Origin of the sequence: Pseudoalteromonas sp. SW0106-04, assembly GCF_001293805.1 — a bacterium.
Classification (GTDB): Bacteria; Pseudomonadota; Gammaproteobacteria; order Enterobacterales; family Alteromonadaceae; genus Pseudoalteromonas; species Pseudoalteromonas ruthenica.
In genome coordinates, this window is the sequence record NZ_BCAI01000017.1 from 49,804 (window position 1) to 71,197 (window position 21,394).

At 45.9% G+C, this 21,394-nt stretch carries 24 protein-coding genes; 7 read left to right on the forward strand and 17 right to left on the reverse strand.

What is annotated here, in order from left to right:
* Nucleotides 1–842: 842 nt before the first annotated feature.
* Complete coding sequence (locus tag W04_RS16475; protein ID WP_053911644.1) at nucleotides 843–1,118, reverse strand: hypothetical protein; 276 nt, start codon at nucleotides 1,116–1,118, stop codon at nucleotides 843–845.
* Nucleotides 1,119–1,368: 250 nt separating this feature from the next.
* Between W04_RS16475 and W04_RS16480 the strand changes: the two genes are divergently transcribed.
* Complete coding sequence (locus W04_RS16480) at nucleotides 1,369–1,647, forward strand: hypothetical protein (protein WP_053911645.1); 279 nt, start codon at nucleotides 1,369–1,371, stop codon at nucleotides 1,645–1,647.
* Nucleotides 1,648–1,903: 256 nt separating this feature from the next.
* Here W04_RS16480 and W04_RS16485 read toward each other — a convergent pair whose 3' ends face one another.
* Nucleotides 1,904–2,434 carry a cold shock domain-containing protein gene (locus tag W04_RS16485; RefSeq protein ID WP_053911646.1) on the reverse strand — a complete coding sequence of 177 codons (531 nt, stop codon included), beginning with the start codon at nucleotides 2,432–2,434 and terminating at the stop codon, nucleotides 1,904–1,906.
* Nucleotides 2,435–2,577: 143 nt separating this feature from the next.
* Here W04_RS16485 and W04_RS16490 point away from each other — a divergent pair, with 143 nt between their 5' ends.
* A complete protein-coding gene (locus tag W04_RS16490) occupies nucleotides 2,578–2,811 on the forward strand; it encodes a hypothetical protein (protein WP_022944206.1) in 234 nt (77 codons plus the stop codon).
* Between the two features lie 39 nt (nucleotides 2,812–2,850).
* On the opposite strand, the gene W04_RS16495 is transcribed toward W04_RS16490, so the two are convergent.
* The 6 genes from W04_RS16495 to W04_RS16520 form a co-directional block, all read right to left on the reverse strand.
* Nucleotides 2,851–3,243 carry an MAPEG family protein gene (locus W04_RS16495; protein ID WP_053911647.1) on the reverse strand — a complete coding sequence of 131 codons (393 nt, stop codon included), beginning with the start codon at nucleotides 3,241–3,243 and terminating at the stop codon, nucleotides 2,851–2,853.
* 151 nt (nucleotides 3,244–3,394) lie between these two features.
* A complete protein-coding gene (locus tag W04_RS16500; protein WP_197275979.1) occupies nucleotides 3,395–4,108 on the reverse strand; it encodes an SIMPL domain-containing protein in 714 nt (237 codons plus the stop codon).
* A 100-nt stretch (nucleotides 4,109–4,208) separates the two neighbouring features.
* On the reverse strand, nucleotides 4,209–5,765 hold the full coding sequence (locus W04_RS16505; protein WP_045978789.1) for a SulP family inorganic anion transporter: 1,557 nt from the start codon (nucleotides 5,763–5,765) through the stop codon (nucleotides 4,209–4,211).
* A gap of 110 nt (nucleotides 5,766–5,875) precedes the next feature.
* Nucleotides 5,876–6,334, reverse strand: a complete 459-nt coding sequence (locus W04_RS16510; protein ID WP_022944202.1) for an Lrp/AsnC family transcriptional regulator — start codon at nucleotides 6,332–6,334, stop codon at nucleotides 5,876–5,878.
* Nucleotides 6,335–6,402: 68 nt separating this feature from the next.
* Nucleotides 6,403–7,044, reverse strand: coding sequence for an MBL fold metallo-hydrolase (locus tag W04_RS16515; protein ID WP_053911649.1), 642 nt, complete (start codon nucleotides 7,042–7,044; stop codon nucleotides 6,403–6,405).
* Between the two features lie 3 nt (nucleotides 7,045–7,047).
* Entirely contained in the window at nucleotides 7,048–8,817 is a 1,770-nt protein-coding gene (locus W04_RS16520; protein ID WP_053911650.1) for a M14 family metallopeptidase, read from the reverse strand.
* A gap of 119 nt (nucleotides 8,818–8,936) precedes the next feature.
* On the opposite strand from W04_RS16520, the gene W04_RS16525 reads away from it, so the two are divergent.
* Nucleotides 8,937–9,764, forward strand: a complete 828-nt coding sequence (locus W04_RS16525; protein ID WP_045978871.1) for an SDR family oxidoreductase — start codon at nucleotides 8,937–8,939, stop codon at nucleotides 9,762–9,764.
* Nucleotides 9,765–9,836: 72 nt separating this feature from the next.
* On the opposite strand, the gene rplT is transcribed toward W04_RS16525, so the two are convergent.
* The 4 genes from rplT to thrS form a co-directional block, all read right to left on the reverse strand.
* Complete coding sequence (gene rplT, locus W04_RS16530) at nucleotides 9,837–10,196, reverse strand: 50S ribosomal protein L20 (RefSeq protein ID WP_022944198.1); 360 nt, start codon at nucleotides 10,194–10,196, stop codon at nucleotides 9,837–9,839.
* 15 nt (nucleotides 10,197–10,211) lie between these two features.
* The gene (rpmI, locus tag W04_RS16535; protein ID WP_022944197.1) at nucleotides 10,212–10,412 is read right to left on the reverse strand and encodes a 50S ribosomal protein L35; all 201 of its coding nucleotides are present in this window, start codon (nucleotides 10,410–10,412) and stop codon (nucleotides 10,212–10,214) included.
* 208 nt (nucleotides 10,413–10,620) lie between these two features.
* Nucleotides 10,621–11,181, reverse strand: a complete 561-nt coding sequence (infC, locus tag W04_RS16540; RefSeq protein WP_022944196.1) for a translation initiation factor IF-3 — start codon at nucleotides 11,179–11,181, stop codon at nucleotides 10,621–10,623.
* A gap of 60 nt (nucleotides 11,182–11,241) precedes the next feature.
* On the reverse strand, nucleotides 11,242–13,152 hold the full coding sequence (thrS, locus tag W04_RS16545; RefSeq protein ID WP_022944195.1) for a threonine--tRNA ligase: 1,911 nt from the start codon (nucleotides 13,150–13,152) through the stop codon (nucleotides 11,242–11,244).
* Between the two features lie 246 nt (nucleotides 13,153–13,398).
* Here thrS and W04_RS16550 point away from each other — a divergent pair, with 246 nt between their 5' ends.
* A complete protein-coding gene (locus W04_RS16550; protein ID WP_022944194.1) occupies nucleotides 13,399–13,839 on the forward strand; it encodes a DUF3010 family protein in 441 nt (146 codons plus the stop codon).
* 40 nt (nucleotides 13,840–13,879) lie between these two features.
* Here W04_RS16550 and W04_RS16555 read toward each other — a convergent pair whose 3' ends face one another.
* The gene (locus W04_RS16555) at nucleotides 13,880–14,902 is read right to left on the reverse strand and encodes a DNA topoisomerase IB (protein WP_082342269.1); all 1,023 of its coding nucleotides are present in this window, start codon (nucleotides 14,900–14,902) and stop codon (nucleotides 13,880–13,882) included.
* A gap of 287 nt (nucleotides 14,903–15,189) precedes the next feature.
* Between W04_RS16555 and W04_RS16565 the strand changes: the two genes are divergently transcribed.
* The 3 genes from W04_RS16565 (at nucleotide 15,190) to W04_RS16575 (ending at nucleotide 19,492) form a co-directional block, all read left to right on the forward strand.
* Nucleotides 15,190–15,630, forward strand: coding sequence for a PA2169 family four-helix-bundle protein (locus tag W04_RS16565; protein ID WP_053911653.1), 441 nt, complete (start codon nucleotides 15,190–15,192; stop codon nucleotides 15,628–15,630).
* A gap of 186 nt (nucleotides 15,631–15,816) precedes the next feature.
* A complete protein-coding gene (locus W04_RS16570; RefSeq protein ID WP_053911654.1) occupies nucleotides 15,817–17,532 on the forward strand; it encodes an AMP-binding protein in 1,716 nt (571 codons plus the stop codon).
* 115 nt (nucleotides 17,533–17,647) lie between these two features.
* Entirely contained in the window at nucleotides 17,648–19,492 is a 1,845-nt protein-coding gene (locus W04_RS16575; RefSeq protein ID WP_053911658.1) for an ABC transporter ATP-binding protein, read from the forward strand.
* Between the two features lie 130 nt (nucleotides 19,493–19,622).
* Here the strand turns inward: W04_RS16575 and W04_RS16580 are convergent, their stop codons facing one another.
* From W04_RS16580 to W04_RS16595, 4 genes are all read right to left on the reverse strand, one after another.
* Complete coding sequence (locus tag W04_RS16580) at nucleotides 19,623–20,159, reverse strand: hypothetical protein (protein ID WP_157576507.1); 537 nt, start codon at nucleotides 20,157–20,159, stop codon at nucleotides 19,623–19,625.
* Nucleotides 20,160–20,185: 26 nt separating this feature from the next.
* The gene (locus W04_RS16585; protein ID WP_053911656.1) at nucleotides 20,186–20,557 is read right to left on the reverse strand and encodes a hypothetical protein; all 372 of its coding nucleotides are present in this window, start codon (nucleotides 20,555–20,557) and stop codon (nucleotides 20,186–20,188) included.
* A gap of 180 nt (nucleotides 20,558–20,737) precedes the next feature.
* Nucleotides 20,738–20,971: a hypothetical protein gene (locus W04_RS16590; protein WP_053911657.1), complete on the reverse strand. Its 234-nt coding sequence runs from the start codon at nucleotides 20,969–20,971 to the stop codon at nucleotides 20,738–20,740.
* A 3-nt stretch (nucleotides 20,972–20,974) separates the two neighbouring features.
* Nucleotides 20,975–21,394 (reverse strand): hypothetical protein (locus W04_RS16595; RefSeq protein ID WP_231658187.1); only part of this gene is annotated, 420 nt, incomplete at its 5' end.

Below are 21,394 nucleotides of genomic sequence, written 5' to 3' on the forward strand. Positions count from 1 at the left end.
AACCCAATAAGCCGTGGATATGATGGACAAAGCCCCTAGCGGGCCTGTTGACCACATATCACACCGCCCAATAAAATTTTTTTAATTTTCTCAGGTCGGTTTGCCCCGGTAGCGCCCTTGCGGGCGCGGCGAAGGCTGGCCCTTGCAGGGCCTTGCACCTCGCTTGCGCCTTGAGGTTGCATGAGCAAAAGCAAAATGCCGCTTTCGCTCAAAAAAATGCTGGCCCCTCGCGGGGCTTTTCTCCTGGAGAATGCGCGCGCTATACCGCTGGGGACTCTTTGCCCCCTTGCTACATCCTCGCTGCGCTTCGGATGCAGCAAGCCCCTTACGAACCGCTAAAGAACTAACCGAACTGAATCGGGCCTAAAGCTAATCGCAATGTCGGCGCTGCACCCAAAGCCGCTTGTTGAGCTTTGCTAAAGGCCTAAAGCTAGGCGCTTAGCTAAAGCTATGCTTCGGATGGCCGCACGCTTTGGTGAGCGTTACGGCAAGAGTGGCTATTCAAGCGCTTTCAACCTAATGCGCCCCTGGTACCCGTGCCCACTCTCACAGCGTTGGCCGTATTCCTAACGGTGATGTTGCGCAAGGTTGCGAGCCTTGTATTACCCCTGTTGGGCGCTTGTCCTAGCCGTTGCCGCTGTCGCTTCGTACACGTAGGGCTATTGGTACTGTTCCCGTGATAACCCTATGAGGACACTCACCCCCCACGAACTGCGGCACACCTAGACCACTTACTCTATGATCCAATCTAAGTGCTAAAGCCCCACAGCCGCTTATTTAACGAGTGCATTCTTAGCTAAAGCTACTGCGATAGCTTTAGCTAAAAACGCAAAAACCAGCGGTTAAGCTGGTTCTTTAAGTTGCTCTAAGCCGAGGGCTTTAGCTTGTGTCTTTAATAGTCGGTATTGTCTTGGTGGTAGCTCAAACATCGAAACAAGACGATGGTCCTGCCAGCAAAATACAAAAAGCCCTAGCCCAGACTCAAAGCTAAGGCTGTCAAAATATGTGATTGATGTTGATGCAACGCCGGAGATTAGAGCATCGAGGCGAAGGCGTAGCTCATTGCCTAGCCCGCTATCAGATTTAAGTATTACAGGTGATATTTGTTGGTTACTCATTAGCTTTTATCCTTTCAGGTCTTACGTTCCATTCAGGCCAAATTAAAAAGCAAGGGCTAAACTGAGGAATGCTACCCCCTCAGTCGCCCCGCCGACCTGAAATCGCCACCGCAGTTTTTGGATCTAAACGTTGCTGGCAGAACAAATAGTAAAGGCGATACTTAACATGTCAATGGATCGCTTAACGTTGCAAAGCCTGAAAAGCACTGTATTCTTTGCTTTAGACCGCTGACCTGAAAGAAGAAAAGTTATGAAAATAAGCAACTCGATTGAGCTGCTCGACTGGTTTAAAGAGTCCGTGAATATTGACTCTGATTACTCAATTGCGAAATTGTTAGGTTTCTCCAGACAGTATGTAAGTCAAATTCGAAATGGAAAGATAGAATTCTCCGACTTTAAGGCACTCGAATTGGCCGTACTTGCAAAGCACCCAGAACCGCTGAAAGTCGTTGCTGCTATTGAGGCTGCGAAGGAAGAGAGGGCAGGAAACCCCGATAAGGCGAAATTATGGCGGGAGCAAGCCGCATGAGCTTTTTCACCCCACCCCATTCTAAAGGTTACAAAACATACAAACCCAGTCATAGCAAGGGCTACATAGGTGGTCGATACTTGATAGGTCGATTATGTTAAATAGAGTTCAAACCTATTTAACCAACATCAATCGTCTAGTTAATGTATGACACAGACAAGCCTCTTTCGCTTTGAACCCATCAATCTTACCCTCGTACAGAGCAAAGCGTTCATTACGGTTCATCGTTAAAAGCTTGTAGCTAGGCATTTACTTTTTAAAACCTTGAGTCACTCTCACAAGGGTTGCCATCGTTATCACCGTCCATTTTTGTATTCGGACAATTTCGAATGAAAAACACAGCTTCTTCTCGTGATCTCATTTGGCTACAGTACTGGCGCCCATCACACTTGAATGTTTGTCGTGGCGTGGTGTCGAATGCGGTGTCTGGGATTTGTTGAATAGCCCTTGGACTGCCGACTTGTTCGGTAAAATCTAAATAGTTAAATACTAGAACCGACATTACCCCAACCACTAATACAGGCACTAGCTTATTCGCACCGGGCTTGTTGGTGCTTTTTGAGGTTTCGAATTTCTTCGCGGCAACTCCCTCTATACGAGCATTTGTCGCGCGCATTTTCCCTTCATGCCTTTCAACTTCAAAGTAAATATAGTCGCCTTGTTTTGGCGATCGACTCATGTGCTTAAGCGTTGAAATGTGAATGAAGGTATTTGATGAAAGCTCTGGTGCGCTGATGAAACCGAACCCTTTATCGTCATTCCAATTGACTAGTTTACCGCGATACATGTGCTCGTCCTTGTTAGCAAATAAAGCTGCGATATTACAAATAATTACCAAGAAAATCTATAAAGCGCTTTGAATATAAAAATTACCCGAGTTACCGCACGTATACTCAAAATTATAACAGTGTGGGCATTAAGGAGAAGTCAATGAAGTACGCAATCATCATCTTAACAGCAGCACTGGCAGGCTGCGCATCCCCTGAACAACAGCAGTCATTTGAACAAGCTATGCTAGAGCAAGCAAACTGCTCTGGTGAGGTTGAGCAAAGTTATCGTATGACCTTTTATAGCTCAGACAAGCCAGAGAATGTGGGTAAAACCGAGCTGCAAAAAAAATGCAACCCGATCCCTACCCATGGTGATTTTGAGAAAAAGAAATAGCCATTTTCGTTAGGTTAAAATAACAAAATAATCAGGGCCTTATAAATAGAGCCCTAATGTTGCATCGAGCAGTAAGCTAATCGCCAATAAAACGATGACAGAGAATGTCAGCACCATGCTCACCACGCGAATCTTCAGCTGCTCATTGCTTTGGGCGATATTGCTTGCGTGCAGTAACCTCCCTAATACTAAGGCGGCACCAAATAGGTGGCAATAATGACTCGCTAAGCCTTGATACTCATTGAGAAAAAGTAGAATCAGTGCAAATGGCACATACTCAATGAAGTTTCCGTGTGCGCGAATAGCGCGTATTAAGCCTTCATCTTCGCCTGTACCTATGGCTTTTTGAGCTTTGCGCCGTGCTTTAACAACATACATACTCAACTGCACGTAAACCAGCGCTAAAATTGCAGCGTAAATTGAGACTATCACCTTAACCCCTTAACAAATCAAAATTTGAGTAAGAACTTACAGGGCTTGGAGTAAAAAGAAAAGTGCCGACGGTAAACAAAATGCGTTTAGCCGCCGGCAGTTGGAGAGGTCGTTTCGATATCATGACTACATCATGATAATTTCTATACCCTTAGTCCTCGAGCAAAAACACCGCGTTCACTTTCGCAGTGACTTTGATTTCACCGATGTTATAAGCATCTTCCACTTTCGCGCTACCGGCGCTATCAGCTCGTACCATCATGGCCTCGACCTGCGGCATTGGGCGCGCGTAATCTTGTTGGGCGCTGATACTATAAACCTTTTCAATGCGGGCGTTGAAACCTTCTGCGTAGGTGTTAGCTTTGGCGTTTGCATCTTTGAATGCTTTTTGCTGCGCTTGGCTAAAAAGCTCATCATGATTGGTTAAACCAAATTGCGACTGCCCTACTTGATTTGCTCCTTGCTGAATAAGGCCTTGCAGAGTTTGCGCATAGCTATCAATATTGCGCAAAATGATGCTGAGGTTACGACTGACTTCATAACCATCAAATTCGTTGGTTTGAGTATCGCGGTTGTAACGCGTTTTGCTGCGCACATTCAGTTGGCTAGCGTGAATATCTTTGCTGGCAACTCCCTGCTCTTTTAACGCCAGAATCATGGCCGCAAGTTTGTCATCAGCCGCTTTCTTTGCCGCAACAACATCCTTGCTGTGTTCATTGACACTGACATTCAACGTGACCTTGTCGGGAGTGCCCCACACCTCCCCTACACCAGTAACTTGAACGTGAGGCTCATCAGGGATGCTGGCGGCATGAGCACCGAATGCGATGCCTGATGTAAGTATTAGAGAAATAAGCTTTTTCATGTTTTTACCCATTAGCAAATAATGCTATCCAGTTTAGGGTGAAAACGTTAATTGTGCCTGAATAAAAAAGGCCAGCATGACGCCGGCCTGTTATTAAATGTTATCCGAGTTTATCGGAAGCAACGCGGTATTTGGGGTCTTCAATAACATTGATCTCGACTAAATCGCGCGCTTTATGCAGTAGTTGCTTACAGTCAGGGCTAACATGACGTAGGTGTAAGGTTTTACCTTGCTTGGTGTATTTCTCAGCGAGGTTATCTATAGCTTCAATGGCACTGTGATCGGCAACCCGGCTATGCTTGAATTCTACAATGACATCTTTAGGGTCATTCTTAACATCAAATAACTCAATAAAGTTTTTCACTGAGCCAAAGAACAAAGGTCCATGTAGTTCATATACTTTTGACCCCTCTTCATCAATGTAGCTTTCGGTGTAAATATGTTTGGCATGCTGCCAAGCAAACACTAACGCAGAGACAATAATACCGACGCAGACCGCAATGGCTAAGTCTGTGGCCACAGTTACGGCACTGACCAAAAAGATAACGAAGGCGTCAGATTTAGGTACTTTGCGCATAATGCGGAAACTTGACCATTCAAAAGTGCCAATAACCACCATAAACATAACGCCAACCAGTGCCGCCAGAGGCACCATCTCAATATAGCTTGCAGCAAACAAAATGAAGGCCAGTAGCATCAGAGCCGCTGTCACACCAGACAAACGACTGCGGCCACCTGAGTTGATATTAATCATTGATTGGCCAATCATGGCACAGCCACCCATCGCGCCAAAGAAACCACAGGTTAAGTTCGCTGCGCCCTGGCCCATGCATTCTTTATTACTTTGACCACGGGTGTCTGTGATTTCGTCAATTAGCGTAAGCGTTAGTAACGACTCGATTAGACCAATGGCGGCAAGAATCACGGCGTATGGTAGGATGATTTGGAATGTTTCCCAGTTGAGCGGCACTTGAGGAATATGGAACTCAGGCAAACCACCGGCGATTGTGGCGCTGGCATCACCGGTCATATCTTTAACAAAGTCGATAACCGTGCGGGCTTCTAAATCTAACCCTAAAACTAAGCCCGTCACCACGACAATCGCTGCCAAACTTGAAGGAATAGCAGTGGTTAGTTTAGGTAAAAAATGAATAATAGCCATGGTCAAAGCAACCAGGCCCAGCATGGTAGCCATCATTTCGCCTTGCATCCACTGCATTTGGCCATCGTCGCCAAGTACTTTAAATTGGCCAAGTTGAGCGAGAAAGATAACAATGGCCAAGCCGTTAACAAACCCCAGCATCACAGGGTGCGGCACCATACGAATAAACTTACCAAGTTTAAAGACCCCAGCAAGAATTTGCAGTATGCCCATCAACACCACCGTGGCAAACAGGTACTCTACCCCATGGGTCACGACGAGGGAGGTCATGACAACAGCAAGGGCACCGGTGGCGCCAGATATCATGCCCGGGCGACCGCCTAATAAAGAAGTTATTAGGCCAACAATAAAGGCTGCGTATAAACCAACCAGAGGGTCTACTTGGGCTACAAAAGCAAAGGCAACGGCTTCGGGTACCAGCGCTAGGGCCACCGTTAATCCAGACAATATATCGTTTTTAGCAGAGCTTGGGGCTTTGCTTAATAAGTTAAACATTCATTCCTCGTGTACGTTAGGCAGAGCTCTTCGAAAAGGCCGCAGAGTCTAGCAAAATACCGAGAAATTAACAATTGAGTAAAAAGCTGAAGGCAGGCTTACTGCCACTTTTACAGTGGCAGTGCGGTGGAGCGCTTAACACAGGTCATAGTCACATTCGAATGTACTTCTTGCACATAGGGAAGGCTTAATAAGTGGTCTCGAACGAACTGTTCATAGCCTTCAATGCCTTTGGAGATAATACGCAGCATAAAGTCCATGGTACCGGCCATGGTGTAGCATTCTGTGACTTCATCATAGCTCATAATCAGCTTTTCAAAATCTGCGAGCTGGTCTCGGCCATGGTTAGACAAACGTACATGGGCGTATACCAGCATATCGAAGCCAAGCTGCTTCTCATCTAGCAAGGCCACTTTGCCTTTGATATAGCCCTCCTGCTCAAGACGTGCAATACGGCGCCAACATGGCGATTGGGAAAGGCCGACTTGATCGGCTATTTCGGCGGTCGATAAACTGGCATCCTGTTGCAGCAATGCCAAGATCTGACGGTCAACTTGGTTTAATGACATTGATTTTTCTTTTTTAATTGTGAATTAGGTAAAATTATACATAACGCAGGGGTTTTCGTCTGTACTTTTTAACCGAATTTTCCGCTAATAAACGGGTTTTTAAGGCGCTCTTGTCCTACCGAGGTCTCTTCACCATGACCGCTAAGCAATCGATAGTCATCATCTAGGCTAAGCACCTCTCGTTTGATAGAAGCGATTAATGTCGGGCCGTCGCCTTTAGGAAAGTCCGTTCGCCCTATTGAACCTTTAAAAATCACATCGCCAACAACGGCAAGCTTATGACTATGACAAACAAAAATCACGTGCCCTGGCGTATGTCCTGGGCAATGGCGTACTTCAAATTGCTGCTCACCTAAACTTATTGTTTGCCCATGCTCGAGCCAGGTATTCGGCAAAAAAGGCACTTGCGGCGCAAAGCCAAACATCTGAGCCTGCTGCGCCAAGGCATCAAACCAAAATTGCTCATCTCGTTGCGGGCCAACAATGTCGATTTGGTAATGTTTGCGCAATGTATCCGCTGCACCAACATGATCTAAATGGCCATGAGTTAACCAAATTACACTGGGCTCAATGCCGCGCTGTGTTAACGCATGGATGATTTTATCACTATCGCCACCGGGGTCGATAATAGCGGCCTGACCACTTTGTGCGCATTGCAATATGCGGCAATTTTGCATAAAGGGGGTAACAGGAATGGTGGTAATTTTCATAAGTTAAAACTGCATTAATATTGGGTAGTGCAAATAATGCTGATCATAATACGGTGTTTGCGCATAAAGCCAAGCTCTGCGAGCATCATTGTCGTTTGCAAAGTCTTCATCTTCAAGTTTGGCATTGTAACGCTCGGCGATATCCGGGTTGGACTCAAGCATTTGCTGGGCATATGGAGCAAGTGCATAGTTCTCAACATACTCAGTGCGCTGAAAAATACTGTGGAAGAAGCCCCACTGGAACAATGAGTCTGGTGCCTCTGGGTGAAGCATATGTGTAGCCAAAAGCCCTAAGGGTTGTTTCGTGCTTACCTTCAGCCACTGTTTATTTACTGGCGTTTTAGCCGTGCTGTAATCAAACTCTGCACTAACGCGAAAGCGTCCCTCAAATGGTGCTTGAGCAAATTGATGATTAATAATACGTGCTTGTGCCAATGGCAACTCGATGTCTGCTGTAACAGCCTCTATTTCAACCCCCTGCATTTTTAAGGTCGCGATCACATCAGTATACTGGCGTGGAATATAGAAAGCCTTGGGCACATCAACCTCGGTTTTTACCTCCTTTTGCCAGAAGATGGGTAACGCATCATAATGCTTAGGTTTGCCTAAATAACGTACTTCTTTAGCACCCGTTGCTGTGCTTTCATAGTAATCATAGGCAATCCCCTTAAAGGCAATGGTATCAGGCTCTTTGGCATAGCTACGTTCAACAACGAGGCGTTCTTGCTGCTGCGCTTTAGACTGTGCCACGGCCGCGCTGATATCATCGCCATGGCGGGTCAAGGCCGTGATAGCGCCATCAATGAGCACATAAGTACCCAATACCCGTTGCTTATAAGGCTTAAGCGAATGGTTTTCTACCAAAATGGTGGGTAAATGGCGTAACTCGCCCCAACCATTTGAATAGCGAGGTCCAGCTACCCACCCAGCAAGACCTTTAGCAAAATCCATTTTATCCATGACAAACACTAAAGGCCCTGGAATATGCCCCATTTCTTCAAGTTTCTGATCAATAACAGGCGCTATCCATTGATCCATCGCGGCTGTCACTTTTGGTGTGGCGCTGGCGAATGTTGGCGCATAACCATAGGTAATATCGTATTGATAATCTGCGCCATCGGTAACATGAATATCGAGGTACAGACTGGGTTGATACTGATTAACAACCCCTGCTAATGCGCGCACGCCTGGGGTATCAAGCTTAGTAAAGTCACGGTTTAAATTGAGGTTTTGACCATTGGTTCGAAAACCCATAACAGCAGGACCGCGCTGGTTGATGCGATTATAGGCACTGGCACGCTCGTGACCGTCGACGTTTAAAATCGGTATAAACAGTAGGTTAACGCTTTTTAAGATATCCAATCGTTTACCGGTGGCAATGTCTCGTAACAACATAAAGCCTGCGTCTTTACCGTCAATTTCACCACTGTGAATACCCGCTTGAATCAATAACGTGGGTTTGTCGCTATTAGCAATGTGCGCCGCGCTATTATTTCCTTGCTCGCTGGCAACCAGCATATTGATATCACGGCCAGCGTCACTTTGGCCTATTTTAACTAGGCTGAACTGCGTCGGGTTGGCCTGTTGTAAACGCTTTAAATAGGCCATCGTCGCTTGATAGTCGGGAGAGATCATTCCCCCAGAGTGTTCAAACGCCGTGGTTAACACGCCTTGTTGCTGCATCAACGCTTCGCTTTGGCCTTGCCAAGGGATCAGTTTGGGCAAGTGGGCATCAGCGGCTAGGGCCGTGGCTAATAACAAGCTGGTAAACATAATACGCTCTTTTTGTTGTTGTTTTGCTGTATTTGAGTATAACAAGGGGGCTTTAAAGGTGGCCAGGATTGCGACGAAATGGTAGTTTTTCGCTATGACGTTGGCACTGAGTGCAAATTATGAAAACCATTCTTATCACTGGCTGCTCTAGCGGCATAGGCTATTACTGCGCTAAACAACTGCAAAAGCGCGGTTACCAAGTGATCGCTAGTTGTCGCAATGTAGACGACGTACGTGCTCTCAACGAACAAGGCATCACCTGTGTGCAGCTTGATTACACCGACACTGACTCTATTGAACAAGGGCTAGCCGATGCCCTGGCTTTTAGCGGCGGTAAACTAGACGCCTTGTTCAATAATGGCGCTTATGGCCAACCTGGCGCTGTGGAAGATTTACCCGTGGCAGCACTGCGCCGGCAATTTGAAACCAATGTTTTCGGTTGGCATCACCTTACTCAATTAGTATGTAAAAAGATGCGCCAACAAGGTCATGGCCGTATCATCCAAAATTCATCGGTGTTGGGGTTAGTCACCTTACCCTATCGCGGCGCTTATAATGCCAGTAAATTTGCTTTGGAGGGATTAACAGATACCTTGCGCTTAGAGCTACAAGGTTCCGGCGTATATATTTCTTTGATTGAGCCTGGGCCGATCAGTTCGCGCTTTCGTGATAATGCACTGCACGCATTTTTAACCTCAGGCATTGATATCGAAAAAAGTGCGCACCGAGATAATTATTTAGCGCAGCAGCGGCGGTTGGAATCCACCAGTGGCCCTCAGCCTTTTACCCTTGGACCTGAAGCGGTTTATAAACGCTTGGTGCATGCGTTAGAATCGCAACGCCCGCAGGCTCGTTACTATGTTACCACGCCCACCTATCTATTCGGTTTTCTTAAACGTATTTTACCAAGCAGCTGGCTTGACTGGGTGCTTACCAAGTCGCGCTAATGGCTATAGACGTGATTTTCAGGCATTAAAAAAGGAGCCAAAAGGCTCCTTTCTTCTGCTAACACAGGTAGATTAAGCTGAAAGACCTTCTTTCGCTTTAGCTACTAATGCTGCGAATGCAGTTTGGTCATAAACAGCGATATCTGCAAGGATCTTACGATCGATTTCTACAGAAGTTTTCTTAAGACCGTTGATGAAACGGCTGTAAGACAAACCATTTTGACGAGCTGCTGCGTTGATACGTGCAATCCATAGTTGACGGAAAGTACGTTTCTTCGCACGACGGTCACGGTAAGCGTATTGACCCGCTTTAGTAACCGCTTGGAAAGCTACGCGGTAAACACGTGAACGTGCACCGTAGTAACCTTTAGCTTGCTTTAAAACTTTCTTGTGACGTGCGCGCGCGATAGTACCGCGTTTTACTCTTGCCATTATTCTATACCCCTATTAAGCGAATGGTAACATACGAGAAACTAAGCCGTGATCGTTCTTGTGAACCATTAGCTTAGGACGTAGGTGAAGCTTACGCTTAGAGGTTTTCTTGGTCAGAATGTGACGAAGGTGCGCTTGTTTACGCTTGAAACCACCAGAAGCAGTTTTCTTGAAGCGCTTAGCGGCGCCACGGTGTGTTTTTAGCTTATAAGCCATTGCAATAACTCCAATTGATATTGCTTAAATTTAGCAAGCAGGCGGTTTGAGTTCACAAACACTTTTTTGGCCCAACTTACTCCCAAAACCGGTGAGAGCGCTTAAAAAAGCGCCCTACTTCAACCGGATAGATACAGGTGCCACTGACTTAGAAAATAAGTCATGTGGCTTGTAAACCTGCACTAATTCGTTAAACGCGCGGAGTATACTATTTTTTAGCCACCGGCGCTAGCATCATGATCATTTGGCGGCCTTCCACTTTTTTCGGGAATGACTCGACCTGTGCCAACTCTTGCAGATCATCTTTAATGCGATTCAAAAGCTCGATACCAATTTCTTGGTGGGCCATTTCACGACCACGGAAACGGATCGTTACTTTTGCCTTATCGCCAGCTTCTAAGAACTTGGTTAGATTACGAAGCTTAACTTGGTAGTCACCAATGTCTGTACCAGGGCGGAACTTAACTTCCTTAACCTGAATTTGCTTTTGCTTCTTCTTCTGTTCTTTTTGCGCTTTGCTTTTTTCAAAAAGGAACTTACCGTAGTCCATTACCTTACAAACGGGGGGTTCAGCATTTGGGCTGATCTCTACTAGATCGACACCCGCCTCATCCGCCATTGACTGAGCTTCACTCAGGGACACGATGCCTGCTTGTTCACCTTCAAAGTCAATTAGTCGAACTTCTTTTGCCGTAATATCTTCGTTAATACGATTTTTTTGGACCTGTTGTTGGCCCTTTTTTCCGCCTCTAATGGTACGTTCCTCCAAGAATATTAAAAACTAAAAGGGTGTATTCGATACTGTTTGATACACCCTTTCGATCACAAATTACTGTCTTGTTTTAATTTCATTTGTGATTTTAGTGATAAAGTCATCGACTTTAAATTTACCTAGGTCTTCACCTGTACGTGTTCTTACTGCCACTTCTTGCTGCTCTACTTCTTTGTCACCAACAACTAGCAAGTAAGGAATACGTTTTAAAGTATGTTCGCGAATTTTAAAGCCAATTTTCTCATTTCTCAAGTCGGCTGCGGCGCGAATACCCAGTTTATTCAATTTTTGTACAACTTCGTGCACATAATCAGACTGTTTGTCAGTGATATTCATAATCACCACCTGCTTAGGAGCAAGCCAGGTTGGGAACAGCCCTGCGTATTCTTCGGTCAAAATACCGATAAAGCGTTCGATTGAACCCAGAATAGCACGGTGAATCATCACCGGAGTGCGACGCTCATTGTTTTCAGCCACATAAGTTGCGCCAAGACGTCCTGGTAACATAAAGTCTAGCTGTACTGTACCACACTGCCACGCTCGCTCTAAGCAATCATACAAAGTAAATTCAATTTTCGGACCATAGAAGGCACCTTCACCTGGTAGGTATTCGAATTCAATGTCTTTATCGCTCAATGCCTGCGCCAAGGCTTTCTCGGCTTTATCCCACAATTCATCTTCACCGATGCGCTTTTCCGGGCGTGTAGAAAGCTTTACAACAATCTTTTCAAACCCAAAGGTCGAATAAGTGTCATAAACCATATCGATACACGCCGTCACCTCTTGCAAGATTTGCTCTTCTGTACAGAAAACATGAGCATCGTCTTGAGTAAAGCCACGTACGCGCATCAAACCGTGTAACGCACCCGATGGCTCGTTACGGTGACAACAACCAAATTCAGCCATACGCAAAGGCAAGTCACGGTAAGATTTCAAACCTTGGTTGAAAATCTGCACGTGACCAGGACAGTTCATTGGTTTAATAGCATACTCACGTTTCTCTGACTCCGTGGTGAACATGGCATCGCCGTATTTGTCCCAGTGGCCTGATTTTTCCCACAGTCCACGGTCCATCATTAGCGGCCCTTTTACCTCTTCATAGTCATATTCGCGCAGTTTTTCGCGAACAAACTCTTCGAGCTCGCGGTAAATGCTCCAACCATCATTGTGCCAAAACACCATACCTGGCGCTTCTTCTTGCCAGTGCCATAAATCGAGGGCTTTACCGATTTTACGGTGATCGCGTTTTTCCGCTTCTTCTAAGCGCTGCAAGTAGCCTTTAAGTTGCTTTTTATCACCCCATGCGGTGCCATAAATACGCTGCAACATTTTATTGTCAGAGTCGCCACGCCAGTATGCACCGGCTACTTTCATCAATTTAAAGTGCTGACAAAAGCTCATATTAGGTACGTGAGGACCACGACACATATCCACGTACTCTTCGTGGTGGTATAAACCAGGGCGGTCATCTTTAGCGATATTCTCGTCTAAGATTTCAACTTTATAAGGTTCGCCACGTTGTTCAAACGTGTCGCGGGCCTGTTGCCAGCTCACGGTCTTCTTAACCACGTCGTATTTGGTTTTCGCAAGTTCTTTCATACGCTTTTCAAGCGCTTCTAAATCTTCTTGCGTCAGCGAGTGCTCCATATCGACATCATAATAAAAGCCGTTGTCGATAGTTGGACCAATGGCCATTTTTGCATCAGGATACAATTGCTTAATGGCGTGGCCGATAAGGTGCGCACAGGAGTGACGGATAATTTCTAGACCGTCTTCATCTTTTGCGGTGATGATCTCTAACCGTGCGTCTTCGCTGATTAAATCACAGGCGTCAACACGCTCACCGTTAACACGCCCAGCGATGGTCGCTTTGGCAAGGCCTGGGCCGATGTCTTGTGCTACGTCTAACGTGGATACAGGGTTTTCGAATGAACGCTGACTGCCGTCAGGAAGAGTAATTACTGGCATGTTTAATCCTTGTACAGTGGTGACACCTACGCCGCGCCACGTGTATTTATTTGTCTATTTAATAAGTCTAATCAACGCTTATACCAACAAGCATTGCGATGATACTGCCGCCCACAAAGCGTGAGCAAGGCGCTATTTTGGCGCGCTATAGAGGTAAATACAAGGCTCGTCTGCTAATTTTCTTAACAAATTTTGTATGCGCTTCTGATATACTAATGCCATTGATAAAAAAGGTGATATTTGACTATGCATACTTGCGGCGTAGAAATAAAAGGCAGTGAAGTTTTACTATGCCTTCTAAGTAAAGAAAATGATGTGTTTGACATCCGTGATGTGCGCCAAACACGTTTTGTTTTAAGCGATGCCAACGATACTGAAGAAATCCAAAAGTTTCATCGCGACTTTAAAAAGCTGATGGAAGATTACCAAGTGGATGCTATCGCCATCAAAGCGCGACCTCATAAAGGTAAGTTCGCTGGCGGCGCGGTTGGCTTTAAAATGGAAGCGGCACTGCAGCTGATAACTAACTTAGATGTGCACATTATTAGTGCCACAGAGATGAAAGAACAGCTTAAGCGCAATCCATTACCTATTGAGTTTGCTGATACGGGACTGAAGAAGTTTCAAGAGCAAGCCTTTATGACGGCGTATGTCGATATTATGCTGCGCACTTACGCTAAACAGTAATCCCCCCGACAGTAACAGGCCGCAGAAATGGCCTGTTACGTCATCGCCCGGTAATAATCTCTAACGCATGCCTCTCATCCATGTCCAACTCCTCGGCTAAAGAGCGCGGTGTCGCGTCAAAATGCGCAAACGGGTGTTCATTTTCATAGTGTTCGCTGAGGTGTTCTAACACCTTCGGGTGAATATAATACTGTTCGCAAATGTTCGCGGTATTGCCTAATTGCTTGGCAACGAGTTTAACCAGTTGAGACTTAAATTTGCGCCTTGGGTGCGCCTGTACCTGCTCTGCGGCTACGTGGGCAAAGCGTACCGCCATTCGCGTCCCCGCCCAGGTACGATAATCTTTGGCACTAAAGTGGCCGCCAAAAACACGGTGGATAAATTCGTTAATATCATCACTTTGCAGGTCATGCCATTGGCCTTGTTGATAATAACGTAGCAAGCTATACCCTTGTTGCTCTGCACTTGAAGCCACTAATTCAGCAAGCTCAGTATCGTCAATGCGCACCTCTCGGTGTTTTGCGTGTTTACCTTTAAAGCTAAATTGTACATGGTCGTCTTTAATATCCACATGCTTGCGTCGAAGCGTGGTTAACCCACACGTTTCATTGGCTTTGTAATAATTATTATTGCCTACACGAATCGCGGTAAGGTCTAAGATTGCGCACCCAAGCGCGCACACTTTGTCTTTCGTCCAATCAGGTTCTGCCAATAAGGATAAGCATTGCCCTCGCGCATTCGGAAGCTGAGCAGCGAATTCACCTAATTTGGCAAATTTTTTTTGCTGTTGCGCCAATTGCCAATGGGCGTGGTAAATGTATTGTCGCTTTCCTTTGCCATCAACGCCAACGGCCTGCACCTTATTGTACTGGCAAGCGCTAATACGTACATCACGCCACATAGGAGGCACAACCAGCTCTCGCATTCGTTTTAAGTAAGTACGACTGGTTATCTTTTCCTTATCAAGATGGAAGTATTCAAATCCTTTTCCCCGTCTACGACGCGTTGTCGTGAGGGTATTACACTCGTGATAGGTTGTGCTTGGGGCAACGTTACAATCCATTTTTCTTCCTTCTTTTTCCGATAATAGCTACTACGCAGCACATCTTCACCTGGCGCACTGTGAAAGGTAAAAATAATACGCTTTGTTGGCTGTACGACTATGACGTTTTTACCGCCTGCAATTGAAAAGCTTTCATAGTTGCCCATGAAAAAGGCGTTGGCTTACACATTTCAAGCGTTCGAAGACAAAGTTAAAGTACTGTTTAATAATGGATTTTTATCCATCCCCTCGATTTGGCACAAGCATTGCTCCTATTAAATCGAATTCAAAATTGAAGGAGCACAATTATGACAATGCAACGTTCAGAGAAAATCACAGACATTATCAAAGTACTAAAGGGTGGCATTGATTTTTACTCCGATGCCAAAGACAACATTGATAGTAATGATGTACGTACCGTGTTCCAAAACATGATCGATGAAAAGCACAAAGCGGTGACCGACTTGCAACCCTTTGCCATTGAAGAGCAAGGCGAAATTGAAACCGGCTCAGACACCTTGGTTGATGTACGTAAAACCTACACTAAGGTGATGAGCGCGATTAAGAGTAACGAAGAGCACACGTATATCAAACACCTTGAAGAGGTTGAAGATAAAGTGCTTGAAGAGTTCGACGATGCACTAGAAGAGTCGCAGCCACCTCAGTGCGCACAAGTTCTTTCTCAGCTTCGTGAACGCATGCAAATTTGCCACGATGAAATGAAGGCACTGCAAGAAGCAACAAGCTAAATTATTTCTCTCCCCAAGACGATGTAGCGGGCCCATGGCCCGCTTTTTTATGTCGACAAAAACTAAACCTTTAGTCTAATTCCAACAGAAATCACCTCAAAACAATGGAAAGTGTCGACACTCTGTGCTTGATTAGGTGTTGAAGAACCTAAAATGACAACATCTATCCGGGCAAGGAGGCAGTCAATGCCGCAACAACAAGACAATCACTCCCCTTCACTACCGTTAACGTTGAGCCAATACCAAGGCTCATTTTCAACGCCGCTTAGCGAGCGAACCATCGCCGAGCATCTTGATTATATTGTCGACAAACACCCAGACAATGAGGCGATTGTGGTGCGCCACCAAGGGATCCGTTGGACTTACCGCCAGTATTTACGGGAAATAGAGCGCCTCGCTGCGGGCTTACTCGCTCTTGGTGTGCAGCCAGGGGATCGGGTTGGCATTTGGTCTCCCAACAATATTGAATGGTCCTTGGTGCAATTCGCAAGCGCCAAAATTGGCGCCATTATGGTGTGCATTAATCCCGCCTATCGTCCTCATGAGTTGGCCTTTGCCATAAACAACGTGGGTGTAAAGTATTTGGTGATGGCCGAGCAATTTAAAGCATCAAACTACGTTGACATGATCTACCAGCTTGCACCGGAATTAAAAGACGGTAGCAAAACCACGCTGCAGGCGCTGCCCACTCTAGAGCAGGTTATTATTCTCTCCGAGCAAGCTTTTGCCGGCATGACATCATTTAAGTCGGTTCAACAACTGGGCGAGGATGCGCACTACCAGCAAATGCGGGTTATTGAAGCGCAACTTCGACCTGATGACGCCATTAATATTCAATTTACCTCCGGCACAACCGGAAACCCAAAAGGCGCCACCCTCTCGCACCGCAATATTTTAAACAACGGTTTGCTGGTTGCCCAAGCGATGCACTTTAATGATAAAGACAGACTGTGTATTCCAGTGCCCCTGTACCATTGCTTCGGCATGGTGCTGGGCAATCTAGTGTGTTTGGCCAGCGGTGCCTGTGCGATATTTCCAGCCCCCTCGTTCGATGCAATCAGCACCCTAAGCTGCGTTGAGCAAGAGCGCTGTACGGCGCTCCACGGCGTACCAACGATGTTTATTGCGCAACTAGAGCACCCCGACTTTCAGCAGTACGATCTCAGTACCTTGCGCACCGGAGTCATGGCTGGCAGCACCTGCCCGCAAGAATTGATGCGCAAAGTACACAGTGATTTTCATATGCGCGAAGTGGTGATTGGTTACGGGCAAACAGAGTGCAGCCCCATCAACCATATTACCCAAACCGACGCACCAATTGACAAACAAGTGCAAACCGTGGGCCGAGCAATGGCACACACAGAAATTAAAATTATTGATGAACGCGGTCAAATCGCTGCCATTGGTAGCCCGGGTGAAATTTGTGCTCGCGGCTACTGTGTGATGCAAGGCTATTGGGGCGATGAAGCGAAAACTAACGCCACTATCGACGCTGAGGGCTGGCTACACTCTGGCGATTTAGGAGTCATGGATGAGCAAGGTTACGTGACCATCGTTGGCCGAATTAAAGATATGATCATTCGCGGTGGCGAGAACATTTATCCGCGCGAAATAGAAGAAGTGCTGTATTTGCACGACGCTGTCAGTGATGCGGCGGTCTTTGGTATCCCCGATGATAAATTTGGCGAGCAAGTATGCTTGTGGCTCAAAGCGAAGGACAACCGCGATATCGATGAGCCGCAAATTCGGGCCTACCTAAAAGACCAGCTCGCCTACTTTAAAGTGCCAAAGTATATTCGTATCGTTGAAGAGTACCCGATGACGGTCACCGGGAAATTACAAAAGTTTAAAATGCGCGAAATGATGCTTGCAGAGCTCAAGGAGCAAGCACAAAGCGCGTAGCTAGGTGTCGGCATAGTCACCACAGTGGTGCAAAATTAGCACACTCGTTGCGCTAGGTTTTACGCCGCAAAATCGCTACACTGACGCCTTAAATCAGTTAGTTATGTGTGGTGCTATGCTTTCCTTTTTCGAGAAATTAACCGCCCCTTTTCCCGAGCGCACAACGACCGCGCCACCCAAGGGATTATGGGCTTTTTGCCGTTATTACACCCAAGGCATGGGCTGGCCGCTGGCGGTGATGTCCATCAGCGCCGCCTTATTAGCCATTGTTGAAGTTTCGCTATTTAGCTTTATGGGTCAGCTCGTTGACTGGCTTGGACAGACGACCCCAGAACAGCTGTTAAGCACCGAAACCGATACGCTTTGGTTTATGGGCCTGGTTACTATCGTGCTGTTGCCAATTTTAGTGTTTGTTCACTCAGCCGTTCTCCACCAAAGCTTGCTCGGTAATTACCCCATGGCCATTCGCTGGTTGGCGCACCGTTACCTACTGCGCCAAAGTGTGAGCTTTTATGCCGATGACTTTGCCGGGCGCATAGCCACTAAGGTGATGCAAACGTCGTTGGCGGTAAGGGAAACCGTCATCAAGCTACTGGATGTCGCGGTGTATATTGTGGTGTATTTTTCCGCCATGCTGTTCTTTGTTGGCCAGGCAGATTGGCGTTTAATGATGCCAATTTTAGGCTGGCTTGTAGGTTATATCGCTGTGCAGCGTTATTTTATTCCGCGCCTTAAAGCGGTCGCCGAGCAACAAGCCGAAGCCCGCTCGCAAATGACAGGCCGTATTGTTGACAGCTACACCAATATCGCCACTATCAAACTGTTCTCTCATTCATCGCGAGAGGAGCAATATGCCCGTGAATCGATGGAGCTGTTTTTAGATCCGGTATATCGGCAAATGCGTCTGGTCACTAAATTACAAGTGAGCGTGCAGCTGCTTAACTACGGCTTGGTGGCGGTGATTGCGGCATTGTCGATTTACCTTTGGTCTATTAGTTTAATCAGCGTCGGCGCCATTGCCATTGCCGTTAGTTTAGCACTGCGCCTTAACGGCATGGCGCAGTGGATCATGTGGGAAGTCAGCGCCCTATTTGAAAATATCGGCACCGTTGCCGATGGCATGAACACCTTAACGAAACCCATAACCATAACCGACGCTGAGGATGCCAACACGCTTAAGGTGACCCATGGGCGCATCGACTTTAATAACATCACCTTCAATTATGCCAAGCCAATCACCCCGTCACACCCACCGGTGCTCGATGGGCTATCTCTAAACATTGGTGCTGGCGAAAAAGTGGGGGTTGTTGGTCGCTCTGGCGCCGGTAAATCAACCTTAGTTAATCTCTTACTGCGCTTTTATGATGTCGAGCAAGGACACATTCGTATTGATGATGCGCCGATAAACCAGGTTACTCAGGAAAGCCTGCGCCAACATATTGCTATGGTGTCGCAAGATACCGCGCTGCTGCATCGTAGCGTGCGCGAAAATATCGGTTATGGCTTAGCCGATGCCACGGATGAGCAAATCATCGCCGCTGCGAAAAAAGCAGAGGCATGGGACTTTGTTAGTGAACTGGAAGACAGTCATGGCAACAAAGGACTGGATGCGCAAGTAGGTGAGCGCGGCGTCAAGCTATCAGGTGGCCAGCGCCAGCGTATCGCGATTGCCCGCGTACTGTTAAAAGACGCCCCTATTTTAGTGCTCGATGAAGCCACATCAGCTTTAGACTCTGAGGTAGAAGCCGCGATTCAAGCGAGCCTAGATACCTTAATGGAAAATAAAACCGTTATTGCCATTGCCCATCGCTTATCAACCATAGCGCAAATGGACCGCTTGGTGGTGATGGACAAAGGCCATATTGTTGAGCAAGGCACACACCAAGAGCTTATCGCCCAAGGGGGAATTTACGCCCAACTGTGGGCCCATCAAACCGGTGGCTTTATAGGCACAGACTAATAAACAAGGGGCCATACAAGGCCCCTTTTTCTTGGTGTTGAATATAATATTCACGCGCCTTAAGTGGCAAGTAATTGTTGGCTAAAATGCGATGCGGAGTATCCAACTTTAAAGCTTTGTTATGTGAAATTTAAAGGCAACCTTGCTCTACCTTTGGTAATTCAACTTTATCTAACCCTATGTAAGCGCCACAATAAAAGACGTACTTAGAGCAATGATGATTAGAGTCCGTTATTGTTAAGGTGTTATCTTTGAAGGAAACGTCCAACTCACAATTAATATCGTATTCAGACTCTCTATGACGATAAACGAGCTTGTTGTCGGCATAGTCCATTTGCAGCGGCCCATCAGTGCCTTCAATGGGAGAACCAATACGGCAAATGTGAAAATTAGGCCCCCAAACAACACCTTCTACTGAATAGTAATCAGCAGCTCTTGAAATTTTTACGTAAGTAGATTTAGTTTCTGACTCTTCAGATGAAAAACTGGTTATCTTATCAGTCGCCAAGTAACAACCGTCGATTGATTCTGCATGCACATAAGGCATACAAATCAAACCTAAAAGAGCCATGATTCTTTGCATAGTACCCTCATGAAATATAACTCCTCTTAGGAGCGAGGAATAGTTGGCTAAAATTGTGTAGCGAAGCGCAAGTGAGTCAAGCATTGGCAGTCCAGCACTTAATAAGCTTATTATGTACGCTTGCCAAAGTTTCGCTTAAATTTATTAAACTGATATTCGTTTAAACCTACCAGAATGATTGTATATATACAGAAAACAACTAGTGCACCTATTATTTGCTGCTGTATTGTCCAATCGAGATATTGTATCATTCTGAATGTTACAAACATGAGAGTTGCACCACGAAATATCTTCCAAACCTTAGATTTTTGATTTTTATATTCTCTATGGAGTTCTCTCAAAGCTTCCTCTTTTTCTAATTCCGGTTTTTGAGCTTTAGAGGCCTCGACAGACTTTTCTGCGATTAGTTTTTTAACTAATTCATACCTTTCAGGGTATTGAATTCTGTCAATTACCGATTCTACGTCCTTTAACTCGTCCAAACTCTATTTAGTAAAATCAGGTTCCATCTGTTCTCCGAGTTCATAACGCCGCAATAAAGGGCGGCCAATACGTAGGCTGCTTTGTGTTATTTTGGAGCGCAGCGACAACACAAAGCAACCGGAGTGTTGGGCGTCCAGCCGGTGTATTTTACCGGCGATCTTTCATTGCCTTGCTAAGTTTCATTTTTTGAATGTCTTTTTTAGCATTTTCTCGATCTCTTTCTGCGCATAATCGGCTGCAAGCTCTTTACCTTCTTCCGCAGCAACATCAATTAGCGCATCATAATCATTAAGCTCATGGCAATTTTGGCATTCGAGCATATCTCCCGAAACATACTCTTTCTCAGTATCCCCTTCTAACGAGCAATCACAAAACAAACACTTCAATTCAACTGTAAAGCTTTTATCCTTCATATATCACCCTCCAAAAATCTTTAGTGAGAGAGTTGTTAAAGCTAATAAGAAGCCCAAAACAACAAATAGCCCTTTGTGGTCTTCGACATAATCAGACGCTTTTTTAAGAGGACTTCTAGAAGCCTTTTGCTCCTCAGATTTTCTTTTAGACCTTGCTGCACCAACACCCTTAGGAGTAATCCTTAAACTACCGTATTTCCCACCACCAAGTGTTGCATGCTCAAGCCATTCATGTGCCAAGCACTTATCAGTGGCTTTCTCTAGCTCAGCAAGCGAATATGAAGTTTTGTTTTCCTCATTTATCTGATCTACAAGTTCTTGGTCAACAGAAAGAGTAACGAGCTTATAAGTTGAGCCTGTAGATTCCATATAGTCGATGACGTGATTGAGTATTTTGAACTCCGGCACAGCCTCTCCTTGAAA